General features: G+C 36.7%; 23 protein-coding genes. All 23 read right to left on the bottom strand.

Annotated elements, in window-relative coordinates; genetic code table 11:
* Nucleotides 1-34: 34 nt before the first annotated feature.
* A complete protein-coding gene (locus tag ACFX5D_RS13535; RefSeq protein ID WP_379858741.1) occupies nucleotides 35-1,399 on the bottom strand; it encodes a methylmalonyl-CoA mutase subunit beta in 1,365 nt (454 codons plus the stop codon).
* 36 nt (nucleotides 1,400-1,435) lie between these two features.
* Nucleotides 1,436-1,759, bottom strand: coding sequence for an FtsB family cell division protein (locus ACFX5D_RS13530; protein WP_379858740.1), 324 nt, complete (start codon nucleotides 1,757-1,759; stop codon nucleotides 1,436-1,438).
* Between the two features lie 152 nt (nucleotides 1,760-1,911).
* Nucleotides 1,912-2,520, bottom strand: a complete 609-nt coding sequence (udk, locus tag ACFX5D_RS13525; protein ID WP_379858739.1) for a uridine kinase — start codon at nucleotides 2,518-2,520, stop codon at nucleotides 1,912-1,914.
* A gap of 251 nt (nucleotides 2,521-2,771) precedes the next feature.
* A complete protein-coding gene (locus ACFX5D_RS13520; protein ID WP_379858738.1) occupies nucleotides 2,772-3,653 on the bottom strand; it encodes an SDR family oxidoreductase in 882 nt (293 codons plus the stop codon).
* A 71-nt stretch (nucleotides 3,654-3,724) separates the two neighbouring features.
* Nucleotides 3,725-4,855, bottom strand: coding sequence for a methionine aminotransferase (locus ACFX5D_RS13515; protein ID WP_379858737.1), 1,131 nt, complete (start codon nucleotides 4,853-4,855; stop codon nucleotides 3,725-3,727).
* Between the two features lie 84 nt (nucleotides 4,856-4,939).
* A complete protein-coding gene (locus tag ACFX5D_RS13510; RefSeq protein ID WP_379858736.1) occupies nucleotides 4,940-5,467 on the bottom strand; it encodes a hypothetical protein in 528 nt (175 codons plus the stop codon).
* A gap of 595 nt (nucleotides 5,468-6,062) precedes the next feature.
* Nucleotides 6,063-6,746, bottom strand: coding sequence for a formyltransferase family protein (locus ACFX5D_RS13505; protein WP_379858735.1), 684 nt, complete (start codon nucleotides 6,744-6,746; stop codon nucleotides 6,063-6,065).
* Nucleotides 6,743-7,138: a GNAT family N-acetyltransferase gene (locus ACFX5D_RS13500; RefSeq protein WP_379858734.1), complete on the bottom strand. Its 396-nt coding sequence runs from the start codon at nucleotides 7,136-7,138 to the stop codon at nucleotides 6,743-6,745. The genes ACFX5D_RS13505 and ACFX5D_RS13500 overlap by 4 nt, the downstream gene beginning before the upstream one ends.
* Nucleotides 7,139-7,170: 32 nt before the next feature.
* Complete coding sequence (locus ACFX5D_RS13495) at nucleotides 7,171-7,740, bottom strand: hypothetical protein (RefSeq protein WP_379858733.1); 570 nt, start codon at nucleotides 7,738-7,740, stop codon at nucleotides 7,171-7,173.
* Nucleotides 7,741-7,862: 122 nt separating this feature from the next.
* Nucleotides 7,863-7,991 carry a hypothetical protein gene (locus tag ACFX5D_RS13490; protein WP_379858732.1) on the bottom strand — a complete coding sequence of 43 codons (129 nt, stop codon included), beginning with the start codon at nucleotides 7,989-7,991 and terminating at the stop codon, nucleotides 7,863-7,865.
* A 173-nt stretch (nucleotides 7,992-8,164) separates the two neighbouring features.
* A complete protein-coding gene (locus ACFX5D_RS13485) occupies nucleotides 8,165-8,548 on the bottom strand; it encodes a hypothetical protein (RefSeq protein ID WP_379858731.1) in 384 nt (127 codons plus the stop codon).
* Between the two features lie 77 nt (nucleotides 8,549-8,625).
* Nucleotides 8,626-9,264 (bottom strand): hypothetical protein, encoded by a 639-nt coding sequence (locus ACFX5D_RS13480; RefSeq protein ID WP_379858730.1) that lies wholly within the window; start codon nucleotides 9,262-9,264, stop codon nucleotides 8,626-8,628.
* Nucleotides 9,265-9,274: 10 nt separating this feature from the next.
* On the bottom strand, nucleotides 9,275-11,044 hold the full coding sequence (locus tag ACFX5D_RS13475; RefSeq protein ID WP_379858729.1) for a hypothetical protein: 1,770 nt from the start codon (nucleotides 11,042-11,044) through the stop codon (nucleotides 9,275-9,277).
* Between the two features lie 2 nt (nucleotides 11,045-11,046).
* Nucleotides 11,047-11,856, bottom strand: a complete 810-nt coding sequence (locus tag ACFX5D_RS13470) for a hypothetical protein (protein ID WP_379858728.1) — start codon at nucleotides 11,854-11,856, stop codon at nucleotides 11,047-11,049.
* Nucleotides 11,853-12,317 carry a hypothetical protein gene (locus tag ACFX5D_RS13465; protein WP_379858727.1) on the bottom strand — a complete coding sequence of 155 codons (465 nt, stop codon included), beginning with the start codon at nucleotides 12,315-12,317 and terminating at the stop codon, nucleotides 11,853-11,855. Before ACFX5D_RS13465 ends, ACFX5D_RS13470 begins: the two co-directional genes overlap by 4 nt.
* Nucleotides 12,307-13,140: a nucleotidyltransferase gene (locus ACFX5D_RS13460; RefSeq protein ID WP_379858726.1), complete on the bottom strand. Its 834-nt coding sequence runs from the start codon at nucleotides 13,138-13,140 to the stop codon at nucleotides 12,307-12,309. The genes ACFX5D_RS13465 and ACFX5D_RS13460 overlap by 11 nt, the downstream gene beginning before the upstream one ends.
* Nucleotides 13,140-13,436: a hypothetical protein gene (locus tag ACFX5D_RS13455; RefSeq protein ID WP_379858725.1), complete on the bottom strand. Its 297-nt coding sequence runs from the start codon at nucleotides 13,434-13,436 to the stop codon at nucleotides 13,140-13,142. The genes ACFX5D_RS13460 and ACFX5D_RS13455 overlap by 1 nt, the downstream gene beginning before the upstream one ends.
* On the bottom strand, nucleotides 13,433-13,831 hold the full coding sequence (locus ACFX5D_RS13450; RefSeq protein WP_126568799.1) for a hypothetical protein: 399 nt from the start codon (nucleotides 13,829-13,831) through the stop codon (nucleotides 13,433-13,435). The genes ACFX5D_RS13455 and ACFX5D_RS13450 overlap by 4 nt, the downstream gene beginning before the upstream one ends.
* Before the next feature lie 2 nt (nucleotides 13,832-13,833).
* Nucleotides 13,834-14,115, bottom strand: coding sequence for a hypothetical protein (locus ACFX5D_RS13445; RefSeq protein WP_379858724.1), 282 nt, complete (start codon nucleotides 14,113-14,115; stop codon nucleotides 13,834-13,836).
* Entirely contained in the window at nucleotides 14,102-14,662 is a 561-nt protein-coding gene (locus ACFX5D_RS13440) for a hypothetical protein (protein ID WP_379858723.1), read from the bottom strand. Before ACFX5D_RS13440 ends, ACFX5D_RS13445 begins: the two co-directional genes overlap by 14 nt.
* Nucleotides 14,659-15,624 (bottom strand): hypothetical protein, encoded by a 966-nt coding sequence (locus tag ACFX5D_RS13435; RefSeq protein WP_379858722.1) that lies wholly within the window; start codon nucleotides 15,622-15,624, stop codon nucleotides 14,659-14,661. The genes ACFX5D_RS13440 and ACFX5D_RS13435 overlap by 4 nt, the downstream gene beginning before the upstream one ends.
* Nucleotides 15,621-16,280 (bottom strand): DUF6046 domain-containing protein, encoded by a 660-nt coding sequence (locus ACFX5D_RS13430; protein WP_379858721.1) that lies wholly within the window; start codon nucleotides 16,278-16,280, stop codon nucleotides 15,621-15,623. The genes ACFX5D_RS13435 and ACFX5D_RS13430 overlap by 4 nt, the downstream gene beginning before the upstream one ends.
* Nucleotides 16,277-18,226 carry a phage tail tape measure protein gene (locus ACFX5D_RS13425; RefSeq protein WP_379858720.1) on the bottom strand — a complete coding sequence of 650 codons (1,950 nt, stop codon included), beginning with the start codon at nucleotides 18,224-18,226 and terminating at the stop codon, nucleotides 16,277-16,279. The genes ACFX5D_RS13430 and ACFX5D_RS13425 overlap by 4 nt, the downstream gene beginning before the upstream one ends.
* Nucleotides 18,227-18,272 lie beyond the last annotated feature (46 nt).

Here is an 18,272-nt window from a genome sequence, read left to right as displayed (position 1 = left end):
AGTTGGAATGTTTTTATTTTCTTATGACTCTTAATTACTCTTTGTCCAGTCTCTCTCTCTCTATTTTTTCTGCCAGCCGTTTTTCGATTATCGGAGTGATTAAGGTTTTTCTAGGATTTTGTTTTACAAAAGGGTATAGTTCTAAATCGTGCTTCATTTTGTCATCCTTATTAGGATATTTATTGGTACCTAATAAGATTTCCTTTCCATGATCAAATAATTCTTGTTCTTTGTCTGCACTTTCCTGGATTTTGCGCTTGATTAAACCGTCGTTTAATTGCTTTAAGAGACCACCGTTGGCTTCAATATCTTTGAATAAAGCCAAAGATTTTTCGGCTAATTGATTGGTAATGTTTTCTATATAATAACTTCCATCGGCTGGATTATTGACTTTGTTAAAATAGCTTTCATGCTTAAGAATCAATAATTGATTTCTGGCAATTCGATCGCCAAATTCATTGTCTTTATGATACAATGCGTCATAAGGTAAATTAGCAATGGCGTCAGCACCGCCTAGGATTGCTGACATACATTCTGTGGTCGTTCGCAACATATTTACGTTGTAATCATAAATTGTTTTGTTGCGTTTTGTTGGCGAAACTATAATATTACAATCCAGATTATGATTGTATTCTTTTGCAATTAGATTGAAAAGCAACCGTAATGCACGAAGTTTTGCGATTTCAAAAAAGTAATTGGTGCCTACGGCAATTTCAAAAACAATAGGCTGATTTAGGATTGCTATTTTATTAAAATATTCATTGGCATGCGCTAAACTATAAGCGATTTGCTGTACCATATTAGCTCCCGCATTTTGATAAAGTGCAGAATTAATGCTTATTATAGAAGTAGTTGTTTCTGCTTTTGAAAGCAGATTCAGTGTTTCAAAATTATTTTTTTCTTTAGTTACAAACCAGTTTCCGTCTTTGGCCAATTGCCCGATTGGATCCAGATTGCAAAAGATTACAGCTTTTTTTTCTTTTGCAATTATTTCAATTTTTTTCACGAAATCGATTGAAAGAAAAGTCAAATTAAAGTAAATGGTTATCTTTTCTAAAGGAAGTTTCGCTAACAATTTTTCGATGTCAATGCTATCGTTTTCGATCGTAAAACGTAAGCTTTCTGCACCTCTATTTATGGAGTCTAAAGCTCTTTCAATGGATTTGTCTATATCAAAAACAAAAATGTTTTGACATATTTTAAATTCAGATGCTTTTGTAGAAACTGGATAAGCTTTCGTAAATTCATCTTTATGATAAAATGGTTTTACCTTTATATCTTCAGGGGAATTCCAAATTAATGTTTCATTATAATCGGCTCCATTGAGTTCAAATTGAATTTTTTGTTTCCATTTTTTGGAAGAAACGGGATTGAAATCATCGAAAAGGATTGTAGCCATTTTGTTATTTAATTATTGTATTGTGAAAAATCAAATTTATTTTTTTTCAACTGTGTCACCTTCGAATTCAATGATATAAATATCTTCGCTATCTTTTTTCATATAGTATTTTTCGCGGGCGTATTTTTCTATTTGCTCTGAATTTTTTAATTGTTTGATATTTTCTTGGTCTTTCTTTATTTCGTCTTTATAATAAGTAGCATTGTCTTCGAGTTCGTCCATTTGCTTATCCAGAAAACGGTGATCGAAATACGAATAGTTGTCAAGAAAAATCATCCAAGTACTAAAAAATAACAAGACCCAAACATACTTATTACTTAAAAATTTAAACCAAGGTTTGTTTTTATGTGGATTTGTCATTTAAATATATTTTTATAGCCCCGAGTGAAGTGAAAATCCTTTGTAGTTCTGAACCTGTTTCAGGATACTGAAAACAAGTTCAGAACTACAAAGATTGTAACGTAAAGCGGGAAATAGCTCCTAATAATTAATGCAATAAAATTACAATAAAATTATAGAATTTTTTGATTTATTACCGCACGAACTACGTCTATGGCAACCGTATTGTATTTGTCGTTTGGTATTATAATATCGGCAAATGCTTTTGTAGGTTCTATAAATTGTTCATGCATTGGTTTTAATGTCGTTTGATATCGATTGATAACTTCGTGCATGTCTCTGCCGCGTTCCGTAATATCGCGTTTCATACGACGGATTAATCTTTCGTCAGAATCAGCATGAACGTATATTTTCACATCAAATAAATCTCTCAATTCAGGGTTTGCCAAAATTAAAATACCTTCCACAATCATCACTTTTCGGGGGTGTGTGAAAACGGTATCGTCAGTTCTATTGTGTGTTACAAAGGAATAAACGGGTTGATTAATATTATTTCCTTCTTTTAATTCCTTAAGATGTGCTACCAGTAATGGGAAATCAATGGCGCGCGGATGATCAAAATTGATTAAGGCCCTTTCGTCAAAGGATAGACCATGGTTTTCTTTATAATAGGAATCTTGAGAAATAATACCAACTTCCGTTTCCGGTAATTCATTCATAATCTGATGAACTACGGTTGTTTTTCCGCTTCCCGTTCCGCCTGCAATTCCAATAATGAGCATAATTTTTTTGTTATGTTTCTATCACGCAAAAATAGGAATTAAATTGCGAGTGAATTTTATTTTGGAGAAATATTTGCTAATTTCATATAGGTATTGGTTAATGAGGATTTTGTTTTTTTAAAACGTATTCTGCACCGCAAAGTTTAAATAGATAACTGCACTAAACTTTTCTTTTCATAAAAATTCCTCCAAATAGCGACTAACTTTTTGGCGAATTGCAATTTATTTGAAGTTTTTTTTACTTGGAGACCTTATTTGTTCTTCTTTGCTTTGATCATCATTTCCAGTTGATCCCAAAGTTCTTCAGGAATGGCTTCAAGAATATTGAATTGACCCGCGCCTTTTAGCCATTCGCCTCCATCAATGACAACTACTTCGCCATTTACATATGCTGAAAAATCAGAAACTAAATAAGCAGCTAAATTGGCTAATTCCTGGTGATCACCTACACGTTTCAAAGGCACTTTCTTTGCCATATCAAACTTTTCGGCTAAATCTCCGGGCAACAATCGATCCCATGCCCCTTTCGTTGGAAAAGGTCCTGGCGCAATTGCATTAGAACGAATTCCGTATTTTGCCCATTCTACGGCAAGGCTTCTTGTCATGGCTAGAACTCCAGCTTTTGCAGTAGCGCTAGGCACTACATAAGCGGAACCTGTCCAGGCATAAGTCGTTACAATATTCAAAATGGTAGATGATTTTTGTTTGGTATCGATCCAATGTTTTCCAAAAGCAAGGGTGCAGTTTTTAGAACCTTTTAATACAATATCGATTACAGTATCAAATGCATTAGCAGATAATCTTTCGGTCGGTGAAATAAAATTCCCTGCTGCATTGTTTAATAATACATCAACCTTTCCAAAAGCTTTTAAAACTTCTTGCAACATATTTTCCACTTCTTTATAATGGCGTACGTCACATTGAAGAGGTAAACAAGTTCCAGCCGTTTCTGTTTCCAGTTCTGAAGCCGTATTCTTTAGTTTCTCTAAATCTCTGGAGGTAATAGCTACTTGCGCACCTAGTTCCAAAAAATATTTAGTCATTGCTTTGCCTAAACCGCTACCACCTCCGGTTACGACGATTACTTTACCTTTCAGGGCATCATCACGTAACATTTTATCTGTATAACTCATAATGTTCTATAATTTGAATTGTAAATATAATTAAATAGTATGCGTGCATAGTAAAAAAAATAATATTTTTTTTACTGAATAGCACACAATCGTTTAGCGGCAGCTTCCAGCGTGTCATTATCTTTGGCAAAACAAAAACGAATTAGTTTAAGGTCTTTTCCATCGGCATAAAAAGTCGAAATAGGAATAGCGGCCACTCCATGTTCTATTATCAACCATTTGCAAAAATCAACGTCATTTTTATTAGAAATGGAGGCATAGGATACAACCTGAAAATAAGTTCCTTCACAAGGCATAAGTTCAAATTGACTCTCTTTTAATAATTGTCTAAAGTAGTTCCGTTTTTCCTGATAGAAGTTTCCGATTTCATTCACAGAAACTAAATCTAGATACTCACTAATGGCAACCTGGCAGATGCTATTTACACTAAATACCAAGAATTGATGTACTTTTTTGATTTCTTTCATCAAATATTCTGGTGCCACTAAATAACCAATTTTCCATCCGGTAACATGAAATGATTTTCCAAACGAAGAAACCATCACGCAGCGATTTAGTAATTTTTCTCTACTATGTGCTGAAATATGTTTTTCATCGAAAGTGATATATTCATAGACTTCATCGGATAGCACAGTGATTTTTGGATATTTTTCCAGTAGTAATTCTAAAATTTTAAAATCAGATCCGTTTAAAATTTTACCCGTCGGATTATGCGGATTATTGATGATGATCATTTTGGTTTTCCAACTGCAAGCTTTTTCTATCCTGTCCCAATTTGGCGTATAATCATCGTTAAGCGAAACCCGAACCGGATTTGCTTTGCATAACAATACGGGTGCTTCATAGCAATCATAGCTTGGATCTAAAATAATTACATCGTCATTAGTTTCTACCAAAGCTTGAATTGTGGTAAAAATGGCTTGAGTTGCACCTGCTGTAATTAATAGTTCTGTTTCTGGTTGAATAGCTCTTCCATAGGAGTTCTTTACTAGTATCGCTATTTTTGACAATAATGGAGGATATCCTGACATGGGTAAATATTGGTGTACATTTTGCTTTGCAAGCTTGGCCACAATATCTGTTAATCGTTCATCGACTGGAAAATTAGGAAAACCCTGCGAAAGATTAATGGCATTATACTCGGTTGCCATTTTAGACATTATTGTAAATATACTCGTGCCAATATTTGGAAGTTTACTCATAGAAAAAGACATTTATTATTATTCAGAAATGTATAAAAAAAAAGCCACCCGAAGGCAGCTTCTGAAAATTAAAGTTAATTGTAGTTACTTGTCTTTCATGATTTCTCCGTCTGCGCTAACTACCAGTTTTCGAGTTTCTTTATCTTTTTTAATTTTAAGATTGTATTCTTTTTTGATTACATCACCTTCTTCTTGGGAATACAAATATTTGTCATTAATTATTTGCCATCCTGGAAAAGCTTTATATATTGAGAAAACGACACTACTAGGAAGTTTTACATTTTGATATTTTTCAATAACTCGTGTTAATTTTCCGTTTTCGTTATAAGTAGCGGATAAGGAACCATTTTTAGTTTCCATTATCACCAAATAATTTTCGTATCCTTCATAATCTTTACCCAGATCGTAGGCGATAAATTTATCTTCTAAATTTCTCACTTTTAAATCAGGGTTTCTGTCCGGTAAATATACAGAAAAGTCTTTTCCAGCTTTTTTAATAACAACCGCTGGTAATTCTTCTATTTTAATATTCCCATCAACTTTAAGCGTGTCTTGCGAATAAGAGATCGTAGTTATGCTTAAAAAAAACAAAATAACAATAAATGATTTCATAATAATAGTTTTAAAATTATAGTTATTTACAAAGAATTATAATGATGTATTAACTATGACAAGGCTTACGGTTTTCTTCCCCTTTTAATTTATTTGATTAATATAAATCATTATTCTTCAGGATATTAACAATTTTTTTTTCTTAAATTTTAAAATCAAGAAAATGTTAGGCACAAATAAAATTAGCACTTTTTTTAGAATTTTAGGGTTAATGGTTTCTATAATTAATGTTAAATAAAGTTGGTTTTTTCTTTTAATTATTAATCGGAAAAACCGTTAATAATAATATAAAGTTGGATCGTTTTGTTTTAAAAGGAACTGCTTTTAGGGTTTAAGAGTATTAAATAAAAAATATTATTTACTATTTTGTTTCTAAGATAGATGCGTGTTTATTTTAGACTTAAATGATTTTTTAAATAAAGAAAATTATAATTTTATTGAGGATTTTTTGGGTCTTTGGTAACTTATAAACAATATAAATTACTGTAAATGTATAATCGAAAAAATGAAACATGCATAAATCCAAAATGAATCATGCAGTTTCGTGGCAAATATAAAATATTTAATCAGTATTTAAACAATACTTAAAAAGCCCCTAATTGGGGCTTTTCTCTTTACTTGCGGAGCTGTATTGCTCTAACATCAACAAATCAGGCTTAAACACATCCTTTGCGTCTGCATTAGGTTCAAACGTGCTAAACTCTTTACGCTGTGGCCTCTTGATAACAACACCGTTATTAATATCCGTGAGCGCTTGCTCTAACAGTTTTAATCCCATCGCTTGCAGTTCATGTTCCCATAATAGTTTTGCCGCCTTTTTAGGCTCCATGCCGTACATCTTTGGATCAATAAAACAAATGTCCTGATACGCAATATCGCCTCTATCAATCCCTGCGTTGAGCCAAAACACCGTCCCACCGGTTATTGCGTCACGCATACGAACCGCCCACTCAATGGATGAGCGCCCACGATGTCTTGGTAACAAACTTGGATGATAACCTATCCAACCAAACTTGGTCTTAAATCGGGTCTTTACGCCAATATAATCAAAAGAGTGCGCAGTTATACCTAAATCAACATTATCGGGCAGCGTGTTCTCTCTGAGCGTGCCACCGGCAACAATAGGAACGTTAAACGTATGCGCCATTTTAGTCATACACTTATCATCAAGTGGAGTACAAACGCCTACAATCTCAACAAAAGGCAGCTCATTGCATAACCTGAATACTTCTTGGCCAAAATACTTCTGACCACTTATAAAAACTCTCAATTTTTTCATTTTCCTAAATATTTAAAACTTTGTACGGCTCTAAAGTGGCCACCGTAACCACAGCCGGTAATTGTTCCTTTTTTGCCAGTCTTCATAATACTGGCGTTACTCCTTGACTTATTCGCACCGTAAAGAATGGCATTTGTTTGTTTCCAAACGTCAGCATTTCGAAGGTAACCGCACAATTGCGGGTGCGAAGTATGAAAGAACGTGTGATACTTTCGTTGACATCGGCCGTTGCCCTCAAGGTGGTATTGCATCACCTCATTTAAAAATGCGGTTCCTACGCCGGCTCCTTGCCACTCCGGCATAACAACCAATCGTGTCGCTCGGTATGCGTTGGCGGTAAACATTGGGCAAACGGCAAGATGCGCCACGAGTTCGCCGTCAACAACTCCCACAAAATACTCCGCTGCAGGTGGGTGTGCGAGATCTAAATAATAATGCTCTTTAAACAGTTTCCAGTAAGTTCCGTTGACCTTCCAAACTTCAAGCTTGATGTGCGGGCGTTTCCCGATTTCAATTTTTTTTTTAGTACTTTGGTATTTACATCATATACCCAGTCCGGTTGCAACCATTCAATAATATCATAGTGGCACGATAACAAAACCACTTTTTTACCCTTATTTCTCCGCCAGTTTTTGGCAAAGGCCAAAGCACCAATCTTAGCAATTTGCCTATCCACTACACTGGTGAACTCATCAACAATGGCCTCATCCGGTGCCTCGGTAACAAGCCGTGCCAGTCCCGCTCTAAACTGTTGACCGTTCGACAATGCATTAAAAGGCCTTAGCCAACTGGGAACATCACCAAGCCCCACGGCCGCCAATGCTCCGGTGGCAGTATTGAAATCACCATCCGGCAAAATACAATCTACTATTGGTTTGGAGCAATCCCAACCCGCATATAAATCGTGCATTTTATTTACTCCAAAAAACTGTTTACCTATCGAGGTCTTGCCGGAACCGGATGCACCCACAATTAAGCCAATGCCCCAATCCATGTCCTCAATATCAATGTTTGCCTCTGTCTTAAAGCTAGAGCCGTCCTCTGCGTTAAAAAGGGATTTTACCCTTTGCGCACGATAACTTTCAAAGTTTTTCGTACTGTTTTCAATTACTATTTTCACGTTGTTACTACTTTTAGTTTCATTCCTTTTTTTTGGAGCTCCTCAAAGACTTTCTTTTGCTCCTCCTCGTTTTCAACAATCACGATAACTCCATATTGTGGTTTGTAGTGAAATTCTTTTGCCATATTTCTAAATTTAAGTTACTTTTGTATCTCTGAGGGATTATATTAAAAATAGCAAAGCCACACCATAGAAGACTTATGTCCTCCAACGGTGTGGCTTTGTTGCTATATTTAAAATCCCTCAGAAAGTTTTTAAATGTTGGAGGACTATTTTTTACTTCCCGTCCTCCTGAGAACTACATTAAAACTTTATAATCTTTTTCAAAATTTATCATTTGTTGGCCGGTGATGTTACCCCGTTTATAATTCGCATACATCACATGCAGCGTGCCAATTAATTTCAACAAAAAGAAGTTTACCCAAGACAATTGACCTCTTCCGGTTCGCTCCATTTCTTTAGCATATAACCAATCTCCTTTCCATTTCGTGTAATAATCCGCTGCGATGTTGTAAACGACACAATGATAATCGTGAAGCATTGCGTTGATATCCAGTCCGGGTATGTGGCACAAATCTTTTACAAATGTTGCACCGTCGTAATCACTTGGATTTTGACAGAAATAATCAAACGCTCTCAAATAAACCTCCCGCTTTACAACATCATATCGCTGTGACTTCATATAGAGCACAAGCTCTATTCTACACTTTTTAAGCGTGTCCGGATGTTGTAAAAAGTAAGTAGATTTTGAGCCTAGCATTACTGTAAATTCATTAAGATTAATTCTCTTACCGTGATATCAGTGCCGAAAACAAGATTATTAAAAACTGCATTAATATCAGGATCAGTTTCTCCATTTATGGCAGTTAATAAATTGGTTTTCTTTCCCGTTTTTAGGTAATAATCATAGTGCTGTGTGTATCTGGCGTAAAGCAGCGCATACAAATTTGGGTTTTTAGCTTGCAAATAATCGTCTGCATTGTATCGCTCTGTTTTCAGTATTTGCCTTTGTTTTTGGCTTGAAAAACCAACAACCGTCTCGGTACCATCACCTACAAACACCGGCTGTAAATCAAAATATTCTGGTTGCTTTTTTTTGGTGTAAGCAATTTCACCCGCCCAGTCCAAGTAATGGATAGACTTCCCAACACCTAGAAACGTGTTTGGCCACTCAACACCGTTATGTGTGTGAATCCCGTATAATTTATCATACGTTATCCTGATGGCTTCTTTATCCTTTTCGGCATAATAGGATTTTGAAACCCATTGGCCTTTCATATCGATTATCTTCTCTTTTGTGGTAAAAAAAGAAAGGTTATCAAAATTTATATCTGTCAAAGTATTACCAAGCGTTTGGAACTTTTCTAAAAAATAATCTAATACTATTTGTGCGCTCATAATTTTATTTTTAGACTAATTCAATGTATTTTATATCAATCATATTTTTACCTTGTACACCGAAAATCAAATAAACGTCCGATGTAAGACTATTAAACGCCCCGCTGTGTGTGTGTTTTAAAACGCCATTATAATACATCGTCCAAACACCTCCAGCATACCTCCATTTTACTTCTTGAAATTGCGTTTGGTTAAAGTCAAAAGCCGAAATAATATATGCATCATCAACATAAAGGTCGTTGTAAGGGCCTGCAGATTTGTTATAAAACATTCTTTTGTTGTCGCTAATTCTCATTATTTGCAAGGTCATTGCATTGCTTGAATTTGCCCCTAAAGGACTGATAACAGGTTTATATCTTATTTCAAAATTCTTTGTATGGTTTAATACTTTATTCCATTGCGCATAACCTAATGAGCCATAATTTTTAGTAAGTACAGCTCCACTTGCGAAATCAATAGGCTGTGTGATATTAATCCAATCAGTAATTTCAGGCTTGTAAACTGTCCCTAAAACGATCAATAAAGCGTTATTGAAAATAGCTTCGATCCCATTATTTAAAGTAACCGCATAACTTCCTTCCGTTGCCCCTGTAGTTACGTTTACCAAAACTAAATTGTCGCTTTTGAAAGTGATGTAGTTTACAGTTTGCCCTGCAATGGCAACGGTCATGGCCGGTGTAAAAAACGCCCCTTTTAACGTGAAATTTGTGGTCGTACTTGGCATTGTAGAATCAGGAATCAAAATTTCCAAATACGGAGCCGGTGCCGTTGCAATGGTGTACATTTTTAAGTTACCATTAACATCGGTACTTAGAACTTTATTCGTTGGTAATTGTCCATCATTTCTAGTGCTTGGGTAGTTACTTAATTTAAGGTCTTTATTCAAGAACTCCGTAACTTCTAGAATATCGGCGGCAATAATAGCCGGTTGTCCAACTCCAAAACTTCTGCCTCTTAAATTCAGTTGAAAAACCCTGCCCGTATCGGTGGTTGTATATTTTACAATTTCACTTCCTCCAACCACAAGAACCGGTGTAAGCGCATTGATGTAAGTTACCATACCCGCCACATTTTGGCTAGCTAATGCCGTTGAGAGAATTGGTTTAACCGTTGTTGCAATACTTCCTAATCCCGCAAGTTTGGTAATTTCAGCGGCATTTATTAGGCGTTCGCCTGCAACTTTATCTACTTTGTTCCCTACAACAGTTGTCAAAGAATCAATCAAACCTTTCAAGATCTTACCCATTTCGGCCGTCAACGCTTTCGTGGTTCCGCCCGTGGTCAAGTCATTAACCAAGATGGTACTTAGCGAAGTTTGCACGGTTTTTATAGCATCAACAAGTTCCTGAACGTTGTCCAGGTTAACATCATTAGAGGTCAATATCGTATTGATGGAATTGATTTGAGTTTTCAGCGTTTTAACCGTTTCAGCACTTGCTAAAGCCGTTGCACCTCCGGTAACTAAATCATTAACAATGTTTAAATACTCACTGGCAAGTTTCGAAAACTCATTCAAAGGAGCATACCCAAGTGCGGAACCTCTTTTGCTTTTATCTTCTTTGCCTAAAAACAAATCAGCGTGAGCCTCTTCACCTATCAAATGGTGGGTTAATACTTCAGCATCCGCTTTGTCAGCTAGAATATTTTCAATATCATCTATAGCGGTAATCGGTATCTTTTCATCGTTATGACGATACGAATCAAACAAAGCCCAGAATTGCGCCTGTGTCGGTTTTAAACCAGTTTTAAACCAGTTTTTAAGTGTGTTTTTATCTGCCATTATTATAGAGGAATTAACATGTATTCGAAACTTAAATTTTGTACTACTCCGGAAACTTCTCTCAGGGTTAATTTAAAGGAGGTATTTCCTTTTTCACGCACCATCCATATTACGTCATTGTCTGCATCAAAATTGCTTCCAGTAGAAACCATGCACCCAACAACCATATAATTATTGGTACCCACATCTGCAAACGTTACCGTTCTAAGCGAATCAGCCGTTATTGCATCGCCAATATTAAAAGTTCCTTTCGCAAGACAACTTATGGTTGATGGCTTATTTTTAATAAAATCATCTTTAGTATCATCTGCTTGGCTCCAGTTAGGCTGTACGTTTTTCTCCGCACCTTGTTCAATCGTGTTTAACTTTTCAAGCATCAAAGCCACCGCATCGGCAATAGCCGTAACAATGGAATCATCGGCTTTTAACGCGAGAGCTCCTAACAGGTTCTTGGTTTGATACCCACGTTTAAAATCTACCCAGTTTATCGCACCCACTCCGGTTCCAAAAGTGGCATAGCGAGTTTTGACAACCGGATAAGAGTTTCCGTTTTCAAAAAGTAAACTTTCGGCATCTTCTTTAATGATAACTTTGGTTTGGGCTAAACCGCCTCGAAACTCCAATACTTCACCATTGATATAAACAACACCGTTGCCTACATTGGTTCCTGCAACGTCACATCCTGAAATTATGGTCAATTCTCCAACAATATTGCCCAAAGCATTAAAGAGGCTAAAGGCCGTTTGAAGCTTTGCCAAAATAGTAGTAGAGAGTGGAAACCCGCCAACCTGATTAAAATTTATTGTATTCATATCGCCAATAGTTTATAGCTTTTGCCTGCCAACTTATAAAAGTTGATCGTTGCCGTTATTTCGTTTATTTTATCATTCAATAGTTGTCCTGGTACCTTGACAAGAAAGTCAACAATAGAATTACTATAATTAAAATCTTGCTCCAGATACATAATGCCTAAATACACATCGAGATTCTCGGCAGGCGTGTAGATATAATCTTGAGTCGTATCTAGCGTGCCGTCAATAGTAATTCGTCTTAAATCAGGGTCATACTTATCATTCAACGCTTTTCTCAAATAACACCTTTGGCTGTTGTACGACAGCTTTATCAAGTTATCATCCCTCATGCGTGACCACTTATAATGCAAGCTGGCAATAGGCGTAATCAATGCCCGGACATACCCAAACAATACCGGCTTTCGCAAAAAAGTAGGCAGCAGTAAAAGAACCAGTCGGTCAAAATCTACTTTATACCACATAACTCACATTGTCAAAGTTTGGAATTGTAAAATAGCCACTCACTGGCACCGTTTTTACATTGATAGGCTCAGCGGCGAGGTATTGATTAGTATTTATATCAATCGCCTGTGATTCTGCATTTATAATGTGCGGTATTACCACACCTTCCGCTTTTTGAAGCTTGTCAATGAAATGTGCAAGAACCAATTCGCCATTAAATGGCAGTTCCTTCATATATTCATTGATGGCGTCCTGTACAGGATAATTTCCGTTTAAAATGCTCATTCCGGTAGAGTCCAAAACCAACGGGTCTCTAAATATTTGCAAATTCAACAACAATATATCCGGCAAATGATTGACAACAATATACTTCACGCCACAGTCAGCAATTTCAAGAATGTAAGCATCAAACGAGGCTTTTTGTTCGGGCGTAATGGGTGCCAAAACTCCCGCAGCTTCAGTGGCAATCTTAATTAATATTTGTCCCGCACTTGGCGTTACCGCCGCATACTTTATAATTTTAGAGTTCAAAACCTGATCATCCGTATAACTTGTATTGTCATAGTTATCAGTGTCCGTTGTCAAAGCAAATCCGTACTGAAACGCTTTCGCTTTAGTTCGGTACCACGATGGACGGTGTGGCATTTTGGCCTCAATGATGTCGTCCACTTCTTTTTTATGGGTGTCGAAAAGGTTTTCTAATACCCAAATAGAAAAGGCAACTATAAGCACAATCAAACGATAAATAGATACTTTACTTTGCGAGTTCAATCCCGCCAAGTTTTCGTCTGCTGCAATGCTGTCAAGCATTTCCTGTTGTATAACTCCTATTGATCGTGCCATTATCCTACTATAAATGTTGTTCCTACTCTCATTGTTCCTATTCCCAGTGTTGGTATTATTGACTGTCCATCCGCAATATTAAATCCGGTAGCTATCATCTGCTTTTTGCCTTTGAAGTAACCGGCAACATCCGCATTGATAAAATCCGAATTAGGAGAAATCAATTGTTGTCCTGGTGCTAAATCTTCTGTCAATGAAAGTCCATTTTTCAAAGCCCAGTCAAAGGCGGCCAAAACGCTCCCGCTTTCCTGAACTGCGACATCAAAAACCGATTGATTCTCTATTGCGTAAATCATGGGTGCTCTTTTTTGTATTTTGTAAATTCCTTCACTTTGTCATCGTACATTTTTTTATACAATGCTGTCTGTTTTTTATGATATTCAATTTCCTGCAGTAAAGTCTTTTCTTTAGCATCAAACAGATCCGAAATGTTTTTCGACATCTCTTCAACGTGCTTGTATTTTTCTTCATAGCGAATGCCTAAATCATCTAGAGCCTCCTTGTATAAATCAACTACTTTTGAGCCGTTTTCGATATCGGTGGTTTCAGCAAGTTTTTGCGCCTGTAGGGCTTCAAATCTCAGTTTTTCGACTTCCTGTTTGTATTTACTTTTTGCAAAAATAAAAGTGAAATAACCCGTACCACCTACCATTGTAACTAAGGCACTAACGACTACTATCCATTGATCCATAACTATCTAATATTTGTTTTCAAAAAATCTTTTATCTCATCGTAATTTTTGTCGTCCAGTTCCATTTGCGTCTCAATGTGTCGTTTTATTTTTTCATTATTTTGAACGCCTCGCACCATTGTGGTAAGATTAGCTCCAATAAAAGGATCGCTTTTAAGCTCTCCTTGACTCATTTGTAAAATGATACCAACCTCTTGAAGTAAGCTTTCGCCTACAACAAAATCACCGGCAACAACCTGCAGATCGTTATTAGAATCTAATAATATGTCGTTAGCCTTTTCCATGCTTTATTGTTGTGTTTTCAATACCTGATAAATCCGCTCTTTGCAGTGAAACAAATGAGGCTACTAATCCTTTCAAACTTGCACCACCATCATTTGGAACTGGTGTCCAATTGTTAAAAGCCGTTTGCATTTTCTCCAATATCAATGTGTTTTTATCCACCTGTTTTTTTAGCTCTTTTGCATTAACAATGCCTCCGAACTCTTCACCATTAATTAGTAATAAACCATCGTTTAAATTCACTTTAAACCCTGAATGATCTATCAATTCAATTTCTTCAATTTCTTCACACGAAATCATAAAACAAGCCTCACCATTATGAATGGCTCCAACCAGTGCAAGCGAGCCTATTTTAGGTTTCACATTTATGGCTCCTAAACCAAGTACTACGTCAAAATATTCCAGACCGTTGTTTTCACCTATGGCAGTCATTGTTTTTTCTTCCCAATCCACTTCCGAAACTTTCACCCATTCCGTTTGCATAGGAACATGTGATTTCATTTTATCGGTGAGTAGGTTTTTAAACTCTGTCAACTTTTTACCGCTCATTCTGCTTTTTTGTCTAAATCAATGATTTGTCTATACTTTGGACTATCGTCAAATTCCTTTGTAACTTTTTTTATGTAATACAAACCCTTTCTATCCGGGTACTGGTAACTTATTATTTTGGCTTTCATTCCGTGGCTTACACTTGGCACGCCAAAAGCGGTAATATTACCGTCAAAGCCCTCTACTTTAAACTTATCATAATCGGCTTTAGCCAGTTTCAATAGTTCCGTCTCAAGCGTAATATTGTAATAGGATAAATGTTGCTCCTGCCCAAAATCATCGCCAAACTCCGCTATCAACTTTCTTCCTTTTGGCAAGGTGGATGTAGCGATAATTTTTATAATTACATCCTCCTTATTTTTATACTGCAGCGCACTATCAACCACATTTTGAGAAAAGTTAAACGTTACCGGTTCTGGTGCATCATCGGTATAAATCTTTCCAACAATTAGCTTCTTTCCTTTAAAATAAGAATAGATATTATTGCTCTGTAAATCTTCGAGAACCTTAGCAGCTGTCATATTTGGAAAACGCTTTGTACCAATATTAATATCGGCCACATCGTACTCGATACCAGGAGGAATAATCAATTTAATCAAGTCCTCCAGTTTAGTGCTGCGCATCGAAACGTTAACCGGATGTTTCTTGAGCAAATACATATAATCGTCGCACTTAATTTTAATTGGTATGTCAGCCGAAACCTCGCTAATAAACCCCGTGAATTCTAAAAGTAGATTTTCGTCATAGCCTAAATATATTTCAACCGGATCCCCTTTTTTAAATATTGATTTGACATTTAATTTGTCAAAATCCTTTACATTTCTTGCTAAAACAATAACAGCGGTATCCGTTAAAGATTCCCACGAGGTTTCAATTTTTACCGAGTTGCATTTTCTTATGACGATTTCGCCATGAGTATCCGTTTCCGCAAATACTATTTTTGAAACCATTGCAAGTGTCATATACTACTTTTTATATTCAGTTCTATTGGTTCATCGCTCAATGCGTTAATGGTGTATGCCCTGATATTTGGCTTACCTCTCAACGGTTCAAAATTGATTCCTTTAATGGTTAAGCTTTTAATCCCACGGACTGAAAAAAGCTCCCCAAAAACATCAACTCTACTGGCGCAATTATCCCATTTAATCAATTCTTTTTCCTGCTGTAAAGAGTTTTTTAATCCTTGTGGCTGTGAGGCATCAGGAATTAAAAAACCGTTAATCGTAATTTGCCAATCATCAAAACCGTAGATTTCTTTTACAGATCCTCGACCTCCGTTAACCTTAGTCGTACTCATTATTTTGTCCCGTCTAAACGAAATAATTGAGGCAATGGGCAAGCGGAAATCCTGACTGTTAAAATCAATTAGCTCTCCTTTATTATTATATTTTTTCGCTAAATCACTTTTTGAAAAAAGTATTGGCCATAATATCGGAGTTCCAAGAGCGCTCATTTCATAAGCATCATTGATATCCTCAATAATTTCAATCCCGGTAAACAAACCCGCAGGATCATCCGCTTTACCGGTTGAGGCCTCCGGTCTATAAATACCGCCTATCTTAACGCCAAAAGCATCTAAAAACAAACCCGCTAACGGTGGTACATTAAACTCTATCATGATCCTGCAGCTATTAAGGCATCTTTCATTGTGTCGTTAATTCTACCCACAACATGCTCGGTTATTCTTTCAAAATTGGCTAAATCTTCTTTTGCCACTTTATAGGTATTATACACGTTCAAAGTCATGGTAATAATTTTACCGCCTGTTGAACTTGCGGCTCCTGATTTATCTGCTCCAATAGAACTTGGAGAGGTCGGCGTTACTATTGGAGCTACAGGTTGTTTTCCTTCCGGTCCAACTGTTTTAGTAGCTGCTTTTACTTTTTCTTTTTTCGGGTCCCCTTCAGTAAGTTCTAGTTTGGTTCTAATTTCTTTTATAAAATTTGCTCCGCTACCGGCTAAACCACCAAGTCCGGGTATTTTCGAAAGCAGCTCTAAAAGTTGTTGAACTGGCATAAGTAAAGCGTCCAAAATGACTAAACCAATGCGCTTTATTCCTGCAATAATTCCTCCTGCAGAAAATGCGTTAGTTATACTATCCCAATGCCTACGAAAGCTTTGAACTAAATTTATAACCATTCCCAAAGGCCCTAAAAATAGTGTCAGCGATGCGCCCCAATCATCAAAGTATGTAATGACAACGGCAACCAAACCAATTAAGGCGGCAACTCCCGTTATAATCAACCCTATTGGGTTAGCGTTCATGGCAATATTTAACATCCATTGCGCAGCCGTTTGAAGTATTGTGGCATCTTTTAATAATGTAACCATGTTTACTATCGCTAAAACACCGGGTGCAAGATTGATCATTCCCATTATGCCCTGTAAGCCAATATCTATAAACGGCAACATACTGCCGGTTGCTCCATAAATACTCAATTTGATATCATCGAAATAAGAAACAATTCTATCTTTCGACTCCTGGTAACTGGTACCCATTGTGGCTGCCATATCGGCAAGAGCCGTTTGGTCTGCGGTAATTTGAGTGGTGTAATCTTTTAACAGTGCCACATTCCCTAAAAGCCCAGTAATCGCTACTGTATTTTCAGTTCCGAACATTGCTCCTAAAAGGGCATCGTTACCGCCTAGTTTTTTAAGTTCTGTCAGCCTTTCCGCTAGGGTTTTGTTCTTATCCGAAAGGACATCAACATTAACGCCGGCATCATGTAATTGTTTTAGAACTTCTTTTGGTAAAAATTCCTTTTTACCCATTGTGGCTAAAACATTTCTTAATGCAATACCGCCCTCGGCACCTTCCTTACCATATTTTCCAAGAACTTGTAATGCGGCATTCGTTTCTATAAAAGACACGTTGGCATTTTTAGCCACGGCACCTACATTATCAATCGCTTGAGCAACTTGTGTTACTTCTTGATTTCCTACTTTAGCAGAGGAGGTAATGTTATTCAACATCACATCCATTGTTTTTGCAGCTTCAACCGGATTTGTAAGGTCAACGCCAAATTGATTCATAACACTGGAAGCGGCATTTGTAGCTCCCACTAAATCGCCGTGCATCGTTTCGCTCAGTAAAGCGACACTATTACCCATCATGTCCAGAGCTTCCGGACTTTTGGCAATTTCAGGCGTAAGTTTAGAAAGCAATAATGTATAACTCCTAACGGATTCCGAAGCGTCACCGCCAAAATCAACCGCACTTTCCCGTGCATTTCCACCTATTTCTTTCAAGTCGTTTCCAACAACACCAGTAATAGCAGATAATTCCTTTAGGGAAGCATCATAAGCGTAAGCCCCTTTTGCACCGTCTAGTAATGGTTGTCCTAAATTGGTAATCGCTTCCGAGCTTGCCTGAAAGGCTAACATTTTTAATGAAGTATTTGATTTGTCAAATGCCTTTGCACTATCATTACCAACTTTCTCTAATTTTTCATCAACGTGAGTAATTGCATCTTCTAGCTTATCAATGCCTCCGGTTATCTCCTTTACAGGAGCCGTGATTTTATCGACAAGTTCTAATATCCAATTTGTTTGTTGATCTGCCATTATTCCTCAGTAGCGGGTTTACCGCCAAATATTTTACCTAAAATGT

Source organism: Flavobacterium fructosi (assembly GCF_042787335.1).
GTDB lineage: Bacteria > Bacteroidota > Bacteroidia > Flavobacteriales > Flavobacteriaceae > Flavobacterium > Flavobacterium fructosi.
Note: the sequence above shows the minus strand (reverse complement) of the source record. Positions and strands in the feature narration are given on the sequence as shown.